This is a genomic window from Pseudomonas sp. 102515 (assembly GCF_031085165.1).
GTDB lineage: Bacteria > Pseudomonadota > Gammaproteobacteria > Pseudomonadales > Pseudomonadaceae > Chryseomonas.
Window position 1 is genome coordinate 333,673 of record NZ_JAVHTY010000004.1, and the last position, 12,557, is coordinate 346,229.

Below are 12,557 nucleotides of genomic sequence, written 5' to 3' on the forward strand. Positions count from 1 at the left end.
AGCCGATGCCGGAGGGGCCTCGCTGATGCCTGGCTACTGGGTGATGACGGCGTGGTTGGAAAAGCCGCTCTGGGTGATGTTGATGGCATTGCCCGCGGTGTTCTGGGTGAGGTCGGCGGTGTGCTGGCCACCGGTCTGGGCGACGGTGATGCGAGAGGCGTCGCCGGCCACGTAGGCCGTCACCCCAAGGTAGTCGCCCTGCTGATCCACCTTCAACTTGCCGTCGTTGCCCAGGTAATAAGCGGTGATGCCGTTGGCGCCGGCAGTGGACGCCAGGTCCAGCTGATTACCCTCGCCCGAGACGATGGCGGAGCCGCCATTGCCGTCACCGGTCTGTGCCAGGGTCAGCTGGTTACCGGCGCCATAGACATTGACGTCGGCGCGGTTGAGATCGCCGCGCCGTGCGATATCGACGTTGCTGGGCCGCGAATAGGCGCTGGACTGCCGCACCCGGGCGTCGTTGCCGTTACCCTCTTGTACCACCTTGGAATCCACCCGCTCGCCGGCCTGCTTGAGGCCGATGTAGTTGTCGTTGCCGCGCTGTTCGATGAGGGTGGTCGAGTCGTTGCCGTTCTGGCTTACCCAGGCGCCATTGCGCAGCCCGAAGCTGACCACCTGCAGGTCAAGCGCATCACCATGTTGCCCAAGCTCCAGGGTGCCGTTGAGGCCGTCCTGCCGCGCCGTCAGGGTACTGGCCGGGGCCGAGACGAGGGGTCGTGTCGGCTGCTTCCTTGTGATGGATTTCACGTTAGGCGGCGGGCCTTAGGGCTTCAAGACTGGCAAAGGGCCGTGATAAGACGTCGTGCCACGCAGAAGTCCGACGATGTAGCGAGCGAGGTAGGCGAAACGGCGAGCTGAAGCGGGTGCGGGATAGGGGGAGGTGGTGAGGAGGCGTCGGCGCCACACCTGTCAGCGCCGACGAACTGCCCCCACGACCACCCAAGCGGTCGCGGCAGCCAGGGCCTAATCCACCGCCTTGACCATCTCCTCGATGACCTTCTTGGCATCGCCAAAGACCATCAGGGTCTTGTCCAGGTAGAAGAGTTCGTTATCCAGCCCCGCGTAGCCGCTGGCCATGGATCTCTTGTTGACGATGATCGTCTTGGCCTTGAAGGCTTCGAGGATGGGCATGCCGGCGATGGGCGAGGTGGGGTCGTTCTTGGCCGCCGGGTTGACCACGTCGTTGGCGCCAAGCACCAGCACCACGTCGGCCTGGCCGAATTCGGAGTTGATGTCGTCCATCTCGAACACCTGGTCGTAGGGCACCTCGGCCTCGGCCAGGAGCACGTTCATATGGCCGGGCATGCGGCCGGCCACCGGGTGGATGGCGTACTTCACCGTCACGCCGTTGTGCACCAGCTTCTCGGTCAGCTCCTTGAGCGCGTGCTGGGCGCGGGCCACGGCCAGGCCATAGCCGGGGACGATGATGACGCTGTCGGCGTTGCCCAGCAGGAAGGCGGCGTCGTCCGCCGAGCCGGATTTGACCGGGCGCTGCTCGCCGCTGCCGTTGCTGGCCGCGCCTTCCGTCGCCCCGCCGAAGCCGCCGAGGATGACGTTGAAGAAGGAGCGGTTCATCGCCTTGCACATGATGTAGGAGAGGATGGCGCCGCTCGATCCCACCAGCGAGCCGGCGATGATCAGCATGGAGTTGTTGAGCGAGAAGCCGATGCCGGCGGCGGCCCAGCCGGAGTAGCTGTTGAGCATGGAGACCACCACCGGCATGTCGGCGCCACCGATGGGGATGATGATCAGCACGCCGATGACGAAGGCCAGGGCCACCAGCACGGCGAAGGCGCCGAGGTTGCCGGTGAAGGTGAACATCAGGCCCAGGGCGAGGATGGCGAGACCAATGGCCAGGTTGAGCGGGTGCTGGCCGGCGAAGCGCACCGGGGCGCCCTGGAACAGGCGGAATTTGTATTTGCCGGAGAGCTTGCCGAAGGCGATCACCGAACCGGAGAAGGTGATGGCGCCGATGGCCGCGCCGAGGAACAGCTCCAGGCGGTTGCCGCTGGGGATCGGCTGGCCAAAGCTGGCGACGATGCCCAGCGACTGCGGCTCGACCACCGCGGCGATGGCGATGAACACCGCGGCCAGGCCGATCATGCTGTGCATGAAGGCGACCAGCTCGGGCATCTTGGTCATTTCCACGCGCTTGGCCATGTAGGCGCCGGCGCTGCCGCCCACCAGCAGGCCGACGATGACGTAGCCGATGCCCTGCACCGCCAGTTCGCTGCCGAGCTTGTGGATCAGCGCCAGGGTGGTGAGCACGGCGAGGGTCATGCCGGCCATGCCGAAGGCGTTGCCGCGGCGCGAGGTGGTGGGGTGGGAGAGGCCCTTGAGCGCCTGGATGAAGCACACCGAGGCGATCAGGTAGAGCAGGGTGATGAGGTTCATGCTCATGTCAGCGCTGCTCCGCCGGGGCCTTGGGGGCCTTCTTCTTGAACATTTCCAGCATGCGGCGGGTGACCAGGAAGCCGCCGAAGACGTTGACCGCCGCCAGGGCCACGGCCAGGGTGCCCATGGTCTTGCCCAGCGGGGTGACGGTGAGGGCGGCGGCGAGCATGGCGCCGACGATGACGATGGCGGAGATGGCGTTGGTCACCGCCATCAGCGGGGTGTGCAGCGCGGGGGTGACGTTCCAGACCACGTGGTAGCCGACATAGATGGCCAGCACGAAGATGATCAGGTTGTAGAGGCCGTCGGAAATCAGGTCCATGGGGGCAGTCCTTGTGAGGGGCGGAGGGCGGGCGCTCAGGCGTTCTTGCGGCGCAATTCGCCGCCGTGGCACATCAGGCAGGCAGCGACGATGTCGTCGGCCAGGTCGAGGTGGAAGGCCCCGTCCTTGAGCACCAGCTTGAGAAAGTCCAGCAGGTTGCGGGCATAGAGCGCCGAGGCGTCCGCCGGGACGCGCGCGGCCAGGTTGCCGTAGCCGACCAGGGTGACGCCGTGCTTGACCACCACCCGGTCCAGCTCGGTGAGCGGGCAGTTGCCGCCCTGGCTGGCGGCGAGGTCGATGACCACCGAGCCGGGCTTCATCTCGGCCACGGTGGCTTCGTGCAGCAGGGTGGGGGCGCGGCGACCGGGGATCAGCGCGGTGGTGATGACGATGTCGGCCTGCCTGGCGCGCTCGTGCACGGCCTTGGCCTGGCGCTCCATCCAGGTGGCCGGCATGGGCCGCGCATAGCCGCCAACGCCTTCGGCGCACTGGCGCTCCTCGTCGGTCTCGAAGGGCACGTCGACGAACTTGGCGCCGAGGGATTCGATCTGCTCCTTGACCGCCGGGCGCACGTCCGAGGCCTCGATCACCGCGCCGAGGCGCTTGGCGGTGGCGATGGCCTGCAGCCCGGCTACCCCGGCGCCGAGGATCAGCACCCGCGCGGCTTTCACCGTACCGGCGGCGGTCATCAGCATGGGCATGAAGCGCGGATAGTGGTCGGCCGCCAGCATCACCGCCTTGTAGCCGGCGATGTTGGCCTGGGAGGAGAGCACGTCCAGGCTCTGGGCGCGGGAGGTGCGCGGCGCCGCTTCCAGGGCGAAGGCGGTGAGGCCGCGGGCGTTGAGCTGGTCCAGGGTCTCCTGGGCGAAGGGATTGAGCATGCCGATCAGCACGGCGCCAGGCTTCATCAGTGCCAGCTCGGCGGCATCGGGCGCCGCCACCTTGAGCACCAGGTCGGCGCCCAGCGCCGCGGCGGCATCGCCGAGCTGGGCACCGCTAGCGGCATAGGCCGTATCAGGCACGCTGGCACGCTCGCCGGCGCCCCGTTGCACCACCACCTGGTGGCCCTGGCCGATCAGTTTCTTGAGGGTCTCGGGGGTCGCGGCCACGCGCGTTTCCCCCGCACCGGTTTCCAGCGGGACGCCGATCAGCACGGGTGTTTCTCCTTGTTGTTCGTGCCGCCACAATGGGACCTGGGGCAGCGGGATGACTGTCCGGAAACGACGGGGAGCTTTTGGAAAAGCGACAGGCACGCCGCGCAGGTGGCCTGTTTGGAACCTAGTTCAGCGCGGGTGCCCGGGGCAGGGCGGCGAACCAGTCCAGGGCGCGGTCCCAGAGTGGCTCGGCGCTGGCGCGGAAATAACCCATGTGGCCGATGGCGCCGCCGTGCTGGCGCGGGTCGAGGTCTTCGCGCTTGAGGTCGACGTTGCGATAGGCCTGCATGAAGGCATCGCGCGAGCGCGGCGTGGCCCAGAGGTCGTCCAGGGCATTGGCCGCGACGATGGGGGTGCGCACCTCGGCATAGCCGGCTTCGATGCCCCGCATGGCGGGGTCGTCGAAGAAATAGTGGGGATAGCTGCACCAGTGCCGCCACTGGCGATAGACGTCGCGCGGCAGGTCTTCACCCAGGCCCAGGGCGCTCCAGGGGCAGTAGCCTTTCCACCAGGTCAGCACCGGCAGCACTAGCTTCCACATGGCCAACACCTTGAGGCGTTCGAGCGGCGGCATGTAGCCGTGCCAGCCGGCGCTGGTGCCGAAGACATAGAAGCCGGCGACCTTGGCGTGATTGGGCAGGAGGCCGAAGGCGTGGCCACCATAGGAGTGGCCGACCAGGTAGAGCGGGACGTCGCCTTGGGCCATGGTGTCCACGGCGGCGGCGAGGTCCTGGCGCGCCCAGTCCAGCAGATCCATGCGAAAGCCCTTGAGCGAGGCCGGTGCCGAGCGACCGACGCCACGATAGTCCAAGGTCAGGGTCTCGAAACCGCGGGCCGCAGCGTGCTGGGCGAAGCGCCGGTAGAAGCCCTGGGGCACGGCGGTGGCACCGGCGACGATCAGCCGTCCTTGCAACGTGCCCTCGGCGGGAAAGCGACTGGTGCTGAGGCGATAACCGTCCGCGGTGATCAAGTCCTCGACGAAGGCGTCGCTGGGCATGGGGTGGTCCCTATGACAGTTGTTATAATGGCTGGACGGTAGATTATGACGACTGTCATAGCAAGGAGAATGGATGACCGAGCAGTCGACGGTGCGGGAACGGGTGGTGGTAGCCGCGTCGGCCATGCTGGCGCAGCACGGCCTCAATGCCACCAGTATCCGCGAGACCATCAAGCGCGCCGAGGCGCCCCTGGGGTCCACCTATCATCACTTTCCCGGCGGCAAGCACCAACTGGTGGTGGAGGCGGTGGAGCTGGCGGGCGCCCAGGTCAGTCGCGATCTGGAGCGGCAGCTGCAGGCCGGGGCGCTGGCGGGGATCCAGGGCTTCCTGCACCTGTGGCGCGACATCCTGCTGGACTCGGACTTTCGCGTCGGCTGCCCGGTGATGGCGGTGGCGGTGGAAGAGCCGGTGGACGAGATCGCCCGGCGCGAGCTGGACGCGGCGGCGGGCATCTATCGCCGTTGGGAGGCGCGTTTGCAGGAGGCGCTGGTCGAGCATGGCCATACAGAGCAAGCGGCCACGGGGCTGGCCACGCTGCTGGTGGCGGCGGTGCAGGGGGTGATCCCGCTGTGCCGCGCCCAGCGCAGCATCGACCCCTTCGACCGGGTGGCCGAGCGTCTGGTGGCGCTGGTCTAGCGGGAACGCCACCGGGGTCGGCGGACTCCACCGAGGGCACTTCTTTCATTGGAGTACCTCATGAATCCCGAACCCGCGGACGACCAGCAGACCCCCCACGACTACGACGAATACGGCGACGTGCCGGATTCGGCGAACACCACCACCACCGAAGAGCGCGAGGACCTGGACGACAGTCCCTTGAGTCCCAAGCGGTAACGGATCGGTGTTTGGTGCGTGGACAAGGCTGCGCCGTTGTCCACCCAGGGCTCCTCGCCACGATGCCAGGGCTTCGTTGGGCTTCGCTGCGCTCAGCGCCACCCTACGTCGAGTCGTGCGGGGCGTTTTCCACGCGTCGATGATCTCGGTTAGCGCCAAGCCTGATGCAATCCGCCGAACCCCTCCTTCTCCCTTGGGAGAGGCTGGAGTGGGGGCGCCCGCTTTTTGTTGGGCTTCGCTGTGCTCAGCGCCGACCTACCTCCATGTCTTCACGTCAGCGCCCGATCCAGATGCAGGTAGCCGCCGTCGACGCTCAGCCACTGGCCGGTGGTGTGGCTGGAGCGTGACGAGAGCAGGAAGGCCACGGTATCGGCGATCTCCTCGGGGGTGGTCATGCGCCGGCCGAGGGGGATGCGCGCAGTGATGGCGGCGAGCGTGGCGGCGGGGTCGGGGAAGCCCTGCAGCCAGCGTTCGTAGAGCGGCGTCATCACCTCGGCCGGGATCACCGCATTGACGCGGATGCCGTCGTCCAGCAGCGAGGCGGCCCATTCACGGGTCAGGGCCAGCACGCCGCCCTTGGCCGCGGTATAGCCACTGGTGTCGCCCTGGCCGGAGAGGGCGGTCTTGGAGGCGATGTTGACGATGGCGCCGGTGCTGGCGCGCAGCGCCGGCAGGCAGAGGTGCGCCAGGTGGTAGTAGTGCACCAGGTTGCGTTCCAGGGAGGCGACGAAGGCGGCGCGACCCGCGCTGAGACTGACGCCATCGTTGACCCCGGCGTTGTTGACCAGCCCATCGATGCGGCCGTAGGCGTCCTGCACGGCGGCCACGGTCCGTTCGCAGGCGGCTTCGTCGCACAGCTCCACGGTGAAGGCCCGCGCTCTAGGTTGCCGTTCGGCCAGCTGCGCGGCGAAGTCGGCTTCCAGCGGCTCGCGGGCGAGGATCACCGGGAGGGCGCCCTCGGCCGCCAGGGCCAGGGAGATGGCGGCGCCGATGCCGGAGCCGCCGCCGCTGACCAGGACCACCTTGTCGCTCAGCTGCAGGTTCATGCCACGGCCTCGCGCGGCTGGGTGCCCAGGCCGTAGAGCCGGGCCGCGTTGCCGCCAAAGACTGCCTCGCGCTCCCTGGTCGTGAGATCCAGCAGCGCCTGCTCGGCCAGGTCGACCACCTCGGCGTAGCTGGCGGCCAGGGTGCAGACCGGCCAGTCCGAGCCGAACAGCAGGCGCTCCGGCCCGAAGGCTTCCAGGGCGATGCGCGCATAGGGCAGCAACCGCTCCGCCTGCCAACCCTGCCAGTCGGCCTCGGTGACCAGTCCGGACAGCTTGCAATGCACATGGGGCAGCCGGGCCAGGGGCGCCAGCAGCCGGGCGTAGTCGGCCGGCGCGACCCGGCCCGGCGGCTTGCCCAGGTGGTCCAGCACCAGCACGCCATGGTCATGGCGGGCGGCGAAGGCGGTGGCGGCGGGCAGGGTCTCGGCGTGGATCAGCAGTTCATAGAGATAGCCATGCCGCTGCAGGGTGGCGACGCCCTGGTTGGCGGCGGCATCGGCCAGCCAGCCGCCGGGATCGGCCTCGTCCTGCACCGGATGGCGAAAGCCGCGCAGGTGGCGACTGCCCTGGCGACGCTCCAGGCGCGCCACCAGGTCGGCGGCGCGCAGGTCGGTCCAGCCGACCACCGCCTGCACCCAGGGCGTCCGGGCGGCGAGGTCGAGCAGAAAGTCCGTCTCCTCTTCCAGGGTGCGCGCCTGGACGGCGATGCAGCCGTCGAAACCGGCCCGCTGCAGGTGCGGTTGCAGATCGGCGGGCAGGTGGTCCCGCTGCAGCCCGGCCATGCGCCCGTCGATCCAGGCGAATTCGGCCGGCCGGTAGCGCCAGAAGTGCTGGTGGGCATCCAGGCGCAGGCTCATGACGGCTGCCCTCCGGCATGGCGATACCGCGCCCGGGAGGCGGCCTTGATGGCGATGGAGAAACCCGGCGCCTGGGGTGCCAGGTAGGCGGCGCCGCGGACCCGGCAGGGGTCCTCGAAGTGTTCGTGGAGGTGGTCGACGTATTCCACCACCCGGCCCTCGTGGGTGCCGGCGACGCAGAGGTAGTCGATCATCGCCAGGTGCTGCACGTATTCGCAGAGGCCCACGCCGCCGGCATGGGGACAGACCGGCAGGTCGTACTTGGCGGCCATCAGCTGCACCGCCAGCACCTCGTTGAGGCCGCCCAGGCGGCAGGCGTCGAGCTGCACCACGTCCAGGCCGCCGCGCATGATGAACTGCTTGAAGAGGATGCGGTTCTGGCACATCTCGCCGGTGGCCACCTTGACCGGCGCCACCGCCGCGCGGATGGCGCGATGCCCCTCCACGTCGTCGGGGCTGGTGGGTTCCTCGATGAACCAGGGCCTGGCGAAGGCCAGTTCCCGTACCCAGTCGATGGCTTCGCCGACTTCCCACACCTGGTTGGCGTCGATCATCAGCTGGCGCTCGGGACCGATCACCTCGCGGGCGATGCGCACCCGGCGGATGTCGTCGGCGAGGTCGCGGCCGACCTTGAGCTTGATATGGGAGAAGCCGGCGTCGATGGCCTCCTGGCAGAGGCGGCGCAGCTTGTCGTCGGGATAGCCGAGCCAGCCGGCCGAGGTGGTGTAGCAGGGATAGCCCTCGGCTTCGAGGCGCTGTAGGCGCTCGGCCTTGCCCTCGGCGCGCTGGCGCAGCAGGGCCAGGGCCTCCTCGGGGGTGATGCAGTCGGTGAGATAGCGGAAGTCGATGCAGCGCACCAGCTCCTCGGGACTCATGTCCGCCACCAGGCGCCACACCGGCTTGCCCACGGCGCGCGCCCAGAGGTCCCAGGCGGCGTTGACCACCGCGCCGGTGGCCAGGTGGATGGCGCCCTTGTCCGGGCCTATCCAGCGCAGCTGGCTATCACCCGTGATGTGCCGCCAGAAACGCCCCGGGTCTTCCTGGATCCATTCCAGGGTCAGGCCGCGCACCCGTGGCTCCAGGGCGCGCAGGGCGGCGCAGCAGATCTCGTTGCCGCGGCCGATGGTGAAGGTGAGGCCGTGACCCTCCAGGCCCGGCTGGTCGGTCTGCAGGATGACGTAGGCGGCGGAGTAGTCCGGATCCGGATTCATGGCATCGGAGCCATCCAGCGCCTGGCTGGTGGGGAAGCGGATGTCTTCGATCTGCAGGCCGGTAATTGTTGTTGGCATGGCGCTGTCCTCGAGGGGTTTTCGCGGGTTGAGCGAACCCGGCCCCGCGCCCGCTCGGTAAAAAGCGGGTACGGGGGTTTGCTAGCTGTGGGCGGAGGTGGCTGGCCTCAGTCGGCGGCGACGGTGCGCTGGTGCTGCTCGCCCAGGCCCTGGATGCCCAGGCGCATTTCCTGGCCGGGCTTGAGGTATACCGATTGCGGCTTGACGCCCATGCCCACGCCCGGCGGGGTGCCGGTGGAGATGACGTCACCCGGCTGCAGGCTCATGCAGCGGCTGAGGTAGGCGATGATCTGCGCCACGCTGAAGATCATGGTGCGGGTGTTGCCGTTCTGGTAGCGGTGGCCGTCCACCTCCAGCCAGAGGTCGAGATTCTGCGGGTCGGCCACCTCGTCGGCGGTCACCAGCCAGGGGCCGAGCGGGCCGAAGGTGTCGAAGCCCTTGCCCTTGTCCCAGGTGCCGCCGCGTTCGATCTGCCATTCGCGCTCGGAGACGTCGTTGACCACGCAATAGCCGGCCACATGGTCCAGGGCATTGGCCTCGTCGATGTAGCGCCCGGCCTTGCCGATCACCACGCCCAGCTCCACCTCCCAGTCGGTCTTGGTCGAGTCGCGGGGGATCTGCACGGCGTCGTTGGGGCCGCAGATGGCGCTGGTCCACTTGTTGAACACCACCGGCTCCTTGGGCACGTCCAGGCCGGATTCGGCGGCGTGGTCGGCGTAGTTGAGGCCGATGCAGATGAACTTGCCGACCCGGCCCACGCAGGGGCCCAGGCGCGGCGTGCCGTCCACCAGCGGCAGGCTGTCCGGGTCGAGCTGGCGCAGGCGAGCCAGGGACTCGGCACCGAGCGCCTCGCCGGCGAGATCGGCCACCTGGCCGGAAAGATCGCGAAGCCGGCCCTGGGCATCCAGCAGACCGGGTTTTTCCTGGCCCTGGGGGCCGTAGCGCAAGAGTTTCATCGGAGCTCCTATGAGGCGGAAGGGGTGCGGACGAAAGCGGCGTCAGACGCTCCAGCCACCATCGATCACCTGGGCGGTCCCGGTAACGAAGGCGGCGGCGTCGGACGCAAGATACAGGGCGAGGGCGGCGATCTCCTCCGGTCGGCCCACCCGACCCATCGGCTGGCGGGCGGCGAAGGCGGCCTGCACCTCGGCTTCGCTGCGGCCTTCGCGGGCGGCCTGGTCGGCGATGCGCTGGTGCAGCGAGGGGGAATCCACGGTGCCGGGGCAGATGGCGTTGCAGCGGATGCCCTGGCCGACATAGTCGGCGGCCACCGACTTGGTCAGGCCGATCACCGCCGCCTTGCTGGCGCCATAGGCGCAGCGATTGGCCACGCCCTTGAGGCTGGAGGCGATCGAGGCCATGTTGATGATGCAGCCGCCACCCTGGGCCAGCATGCCGGGCAGCACGGCGCGGATCATCCGGTACATGGCGGTGGCATTGAGTTCGAAGGAGAAGCGCCAGGCGTCTTCGTCGCAGTCGAGGATGCTGCCGGCGTGGACATAGCCGGCGCAGTTGAACAGCACGTCCAGGCTACCCAATTCGGCGACCAGGGCGGTTACCGCCGCGGCATCGGTGACGTCGAGCACCCGGGTCTGCAGCCCTTCGAGGCTGTCCAGGGCGGCGGCATTGATGTCGGTGGCGATGACCTCGGCACCGGCGCGGTGGAAGGCGAGGGCGGTGGCCCGGCCGATCCCCTGGCCGGCGGCGGTGACCAGGACGCGTTTGCCTGCATGACTCATGCGGAGACCTCTTGGCTGTTTATTGTTGTGAGTCGCCTGACCGCCAGCGGTCAATGGTCAGGCCATTGGTCCTATTGTTTAGACCCTGCTAGGCTCTCAGGCAAGGATTTTTTCGCGGCAGACGGCGCGACCTGCATGAGACGAGACCGCCATGCCCCTTCAGATGATTGAAAAACCACGGCTTTATCGGCAGATCGCCGACCAGTTGCGCGCCCTCATCGACGGCGGCGAATACCCGCCGGGCAGTTGCCTGCCCGCCGAGCGCGAACTGGCCAAGCAACTGGGCGTGAGTCGCGCCTCGGTGCGCGAGGCGCTGATCGCCCTGGAGGTGATCGGCCTGGTGGACGTGCGCGTCGGCGACGGCGTGCGGGTCTGCGTGCCCAGCGCCCCGCCGCCGCCGGACACCCCGGTGCTGGAGCTGGCCGGGCGTGGCCAGTGGGCGGAGATGGATCCGGAGCTGAGCCTGGCGCTGGATCTGGACGCCGAGATCCCGCCCTTCGCCCTGCTACAGGCGCGCCGCCTGGTGGAGCCGGAAGCCGCCGCCCTGGCCGCCCGGCACGCCAGCGCCAGCGAGCTGGCCGGTATTCGCGCCGCCTATGGGCGCAACGTCGAGGACAATCGCCTGGGGTCGACCACCCATCCCGGCGACCGGCTGTTCCATATCCGCATCGCCCAGGCCAGCGGCAACCCGGCCTATGCGCTGCTGCTGCGCCATCTGCTCGGCCATCGCTACGGCAGCATGTTCCAGCTCCTGCAGCGCCGCTACACCCCGGAAGACATGCCCGACCGCTCCCAGCAGGAACACCTGGCCATCCTCGAAGCCCTGGAAGCCCACGACCCCGACGCCGCCCGCCAGGCCATGGCCGCGCACCTCGATGCGGTGACCCGGATCTTCGCGCGGTCGGCGGTGGAGTGAGGGCAGGCCCCACGACGATGGCGTTGGGTGGACACCGTGCGCCGTTTTCCACGCGGGCCTAGGCGCCAATCCCTGTCCGGTATCCGTCTGTACGGTCCCTTAGCCATCTGGCTGTGGCTGTTCCGGCTGCCTGCCGACCGTGGACAATCGGCTCTTCGCCTAAGGAGCCCGCCGCCATGTCCCTCGTCTTTCATCAGGTCGATGTCTTCGCCCAGCGCCCCCTGGAGGGCAATGCCCTGGCAGTGGTCTGCGGCGCCGATGCGCTTTCCACCGAACAGATGGCCGCCCTGGCGCGCTGGACCAACCTGTCGGAAACCACCTTTCTCCTGCAGCCGACCGATCCGGCGGCGGACTACCGGGTGCGCATCTTCACCCCGGTCCGCGAGCTGCCCTTCGCCGGCCATCCGACCCTGGGCAGCTGCCATGTCTGGTTGCGTGAAGGCGGACGGCCCAAGGGCGGCGAAGTGATCCAGGAATGCGGCGCCGGCCTGGTGGCGATCCGCGCCGCCGGGGAGGAGCTGGCCTTCGCCGCGCCGCCGCTGGTGCGGAGCGGCGTGGTGGAGCCCGAGGTACTGGCACGCATCGCCCGGGGCACCGGCCTTTCGCCCGCGCGCATCCAGGCCAGCCAATGGGTCGACAACGGACCCGGCTGGGTGGCGGTGCTGCTGGCGAGTCGCGAAGAGTTGCTGGCGATCCGTCCGGATTACGCGGCGCTGGAAGGCCTCAACGTCGGCCTGATCGCCCCCTGGACGGGTAGCGAGGCCGAGGCGCAATTCGAGGTGCGCGCCCTGATGGGCGAGGAGTTCGCCGAAGACCCGGTTACCGGCAGCCTCAACGCCAGCCTGGCACAGTGGCTGATCCCGGCGGGCCTGGCACCGGAGCGCTACCTGGCCAGCCAGGGCACGGCCATGGGCCGACGCGGTCGGGTGCGGGTAGCCCGCATCGCCGACCGCATCTGGGTGGGCGGCGCGGTGCAGGACTGCATCCGCGGCACCCTGGCCCTCTAGG

The 12,557-nt window shown here is 68.8% G+C and carries 14 protein-coding genes; 4 read left to right on the forward strand and 10 right to left on the reverse strand.

Features of this window, described 5'->3' with window-relative positions:
* Positions 1–33 precede the first annotated feature (33 nt).
* The 5 genes from RCF34_RS17130 to RCF34_RS17150 form a co-directional block, all read right to left on the reverse strand.
* Positions 34–747, reverse strand: coding sequence for a hypothetical protein (locus RCF34_RS17130; protein ID WP_308709249.1), 714 nt, complete (start codon positions 745–747; stop codon positions 34–36).
* A gap of 216 nt (positions 748–963) precedes the next feature.
* Positions 964–2,400 (reverse strand): NAD(P)(+) transhydrogenase (Re/Si-specific) subunit beta, encoded by a 1,437-nt coding sequence (locus tag RCF34_RS17135; RefSeq protein WP_308709250.1) that lies wholly within the window; start codon positions 2,398–2,400, stop codon positions 964–966.
* Position 2,401: 1 nt separating this feature from the next.
* Entirely contained in the window at positions 2,402–2,716 is a 315-nt protein-coding gene (locus tag RCF34_RS17140; protein ID WP_133861386.1) for an NAD(P) transhydrogenase subunit alpha, read from the reverse strand.
* Positions 2,717–2,751: 35 nt separating this feature from the next.
* On the reverse strand, positions 2,752–3,870 hold the full coding sequence (locus RCF34_RS17145; RefSeq protein WP_308709251.1) for a Re/Si-specific NAD(P)(+) transhydrogenase subunit alpha: 1,119 nt from the start codon (positions 3,868–3,870) through the stop codon (positions 2,752–2,754).
* Between the two features lie 124 nt (positions 3,871–3,994).
* Complete coding sequence (locus RCF34_RS17150) at positions 3,995–4,867, reverse strand: alpha/beta fold hydrolase (protein WP_308709252.1); 873 nt, start codon at positions 4,865–4,867, stop codon at positions 3,995–3,997.
* A 73-nt stretch (positions 4,868–4,940) separates the two neighbouring features.
* Between RCF34_RS17150 and RCF34_RS17155 the strand changes: the two genes are divergently transcribed.
* Together RCF34_RS17155 and RCF34_RS17160 are read left to right on the forward strand one after the other, a co-directional pair.
* Positions 4,941–5,504, forward strand: coding sequence for a TetR/AcrR family transcriptional regulator (locus RCF34_RS17155; RefSeq protein ID WP_308709253.1), 564 nt, complete (start codon positions 4,941–4,943; stop codon positions 5,502–5,504).
* Positions 5,505–5,564: 60 nt separating this feature from the next.
* A complete protein-coding gene (locus RCF34_RS17160; RefSeq protein WP_186375249.1) occupies positions 5,565–5,702 on the forward strand; it encodes a hypothetical protein in 138 nt (45 codons plus the stop codon).
* A 269-nt stretch (positions 5,703–5,971) separates the two neighbouring features.
* Here RCF34_RS17160 and RCF34_RS17165 read toward each other — a convergent pair whose 3' ends face one another.
* From RCF34_RS17165 to RCF34_RS17185, 5 genes are all read right to left on the reverse strand, one after another.
* Positions 5,972–6,748: an SDR family oxidoreductase gene (locus RCF34_RS17165; protein WP_308709254.1), complete on the reverse strand. Its 777-nt coding sequence runs from the start codon at positions 6,746–6,748 to the stop codon at positions 5,972–5,974.
* On the reverse strand, positions 6,745–7,605 hold the full coding sequence (locus RCF34_RS17170; protein WP_308709255.1) for an amidohydrolase family protein: 861 nt from the start codon (positions 7,603–7,605) through the stop codon (positions 6,745–6,747). The genes RCF34_RS17165 and RCF34_RS17170 overlap by 4 nt, the downstream gene beginning before the upstream one ends.
* Positions 7,602–8,894, reverse strand: coding sequence for an L-fuconate dehydratase (locus tag RCF34_RS17175; RefSeq protein WP_308709256.1), 1,293 nt, complete (start codon positions 8,892–8,894; stop codon positions 7,602–7,604). Before RCF34_RS17175 ends, RCF34_RS17170 begins: the two co-directional genes overlap by 4 nt.
* Positions 8,895–9,001: 107 nt before the next feature.
* A complete protein-coding gene (locus tag RCF34_RS17180; RefSeq protein ID WP_308709257.1) occupies positions 9,002–9,850 on the reverse strand; it encodes an ureidoglycolate lyase in 849 nt (282 codons plus the stop codon).
* A gap of 42 nt (positions 9,851–9,892) precedes the next feature.
* A complete protein-coding gene (locus RCF34_RS17185; RefSeq protein ID WP_308709258.1) occupies positions 9,893–10,633 on the reverse strand; it encodes an SDR family oxidoreductase in 741 nt (246 codons plus the stop codon).
* Positions 10,634–10,784: 151 nt separating this feature from the next.
* Here RCF34_RS17185 and RCF34_RS17190 point away from each other — a divergent pair, with 151 nt between their 5' ends.
* Both RCF34_RS17190 and RCF34_RS17195 read left to right on the forward strand, forming a co-directional pair.
* Positions 10,785–11,549, forward strand: coding sequence for a FadR/GntR family transcriptional regulator (locus RCF34_RS17190; RefSeq protein WP_308709259.1), 765 nt, complete (start codon positions 10,785–10,787; stop codon positions 11,547–11,549).
* Positions 11,550–11,725: 176 nt separating this feature from the next.
* Positions 11,726–12,556 (forward strand): PhzF family phenazine biosynthesis protein, encoded by an 831-nt coding sequence (locus RCF34_RS17195; RefSeq protein WP_308709260.1) that lies wholly within the window; start codon positions 11,726–11,728, stop codon positions 12,554–12,556.
* Position 12,557: the final 1 nt, after the last annotated feature.

What these genes read in the sequence shown, in the direction of transcription:
- RCF34_RS17175 (WP_308709256.1), bottom strand. Translation starts at nt 8,894, where the DNA reads ATGCCAACAACAATTACCGGCCTGCAGATCGAAGACATCCGCTTCCCC.
- RCF34_RS17155 (WP_308709253.1), top strand. Translation starts at nt 4,941, where the DNA reads ATGACCGAGCAGTCGACGGTGCGGGAACGGGTGGTGGTAGCCGCGTCG.
- RCF34_RS17185 (WP_308709258.1), bottom strand. Translation starts at nt 10,633, where the DNA reads ATGAGTCATGCAGGCAAACGCGTCCTGGTCACCGCCGCCGGCCAGGGG.
- RCF34_RS17180 (WP_308709257.1), bottom strand. Translation starts at nt 9,850, where the DNA reads ATGAAACTCTTGCGCTACGGCCCCCAGGGCCAGGAAAAACCCGGTCTG.
- RCF34_RS17140 (WP_133861386.1), bottom strand. Translation starts at nt 2,716, where the DNA reads ATGGACCTGATTTCCGACGGCCTCTACAACCTGATCATCTTCGTGCTG.
- RCF34_RS17190 (WP_308709259.1), top strand. Translation starts at nt 10,785, where the DNA reads ATGCCCCTTCAGATGATTGAAAAACCACGGCTTTATCGGCAGATCGCC.
- RCF34_RS17170 (WP_308709255.1), bottom strand. Translation starts at nt 7,605, where the DNA reads ATGAGCCTGCGCCTGGATGCCCACCAGCACTTCTGGCGCTACCGGCCG.
- RCF34_RS17135 (WP_308709250.1), bottom strand. Translation starts at nt 2,400, where the DNA reads ATGAGCATGAACCTCATCACCCTGCTCTACCTGATCGCCTCGGTGTGC.
- RCF34_RS17165 (WP_308709254.1), bottom strand. Translation starts at nt 6,748, where the DNA reads ATGAACCTGCAGCTGAGCGACAAGGTGGTCCTGGTCAGCGGCGGCGGC.
- RCF34_RS17160 (WP_186375249.1), top strand. Translation starts at nt 5,565, where the DNA reads ATGAATCCCGAACCCGCGGACGACCAGCAGACCCCCCACGACTACGAC.
- RCF34_RS17195 (WP_308709260.1), top strand. Translation starts at nt 11,726, where the DNA reads ATGTCCCTCGTCTTTCATCAGGTCGATGTCTTCGCCCAGCGCCCCCTG.
- RCF34_RS17150 (WP_308709252.1), bottom strand. Translation starts at nt 4,867, where the DNA reads ATGCCCAGCGACGCCTTCGTCGAGGACTTGATCACCGCGGACGGTTAT.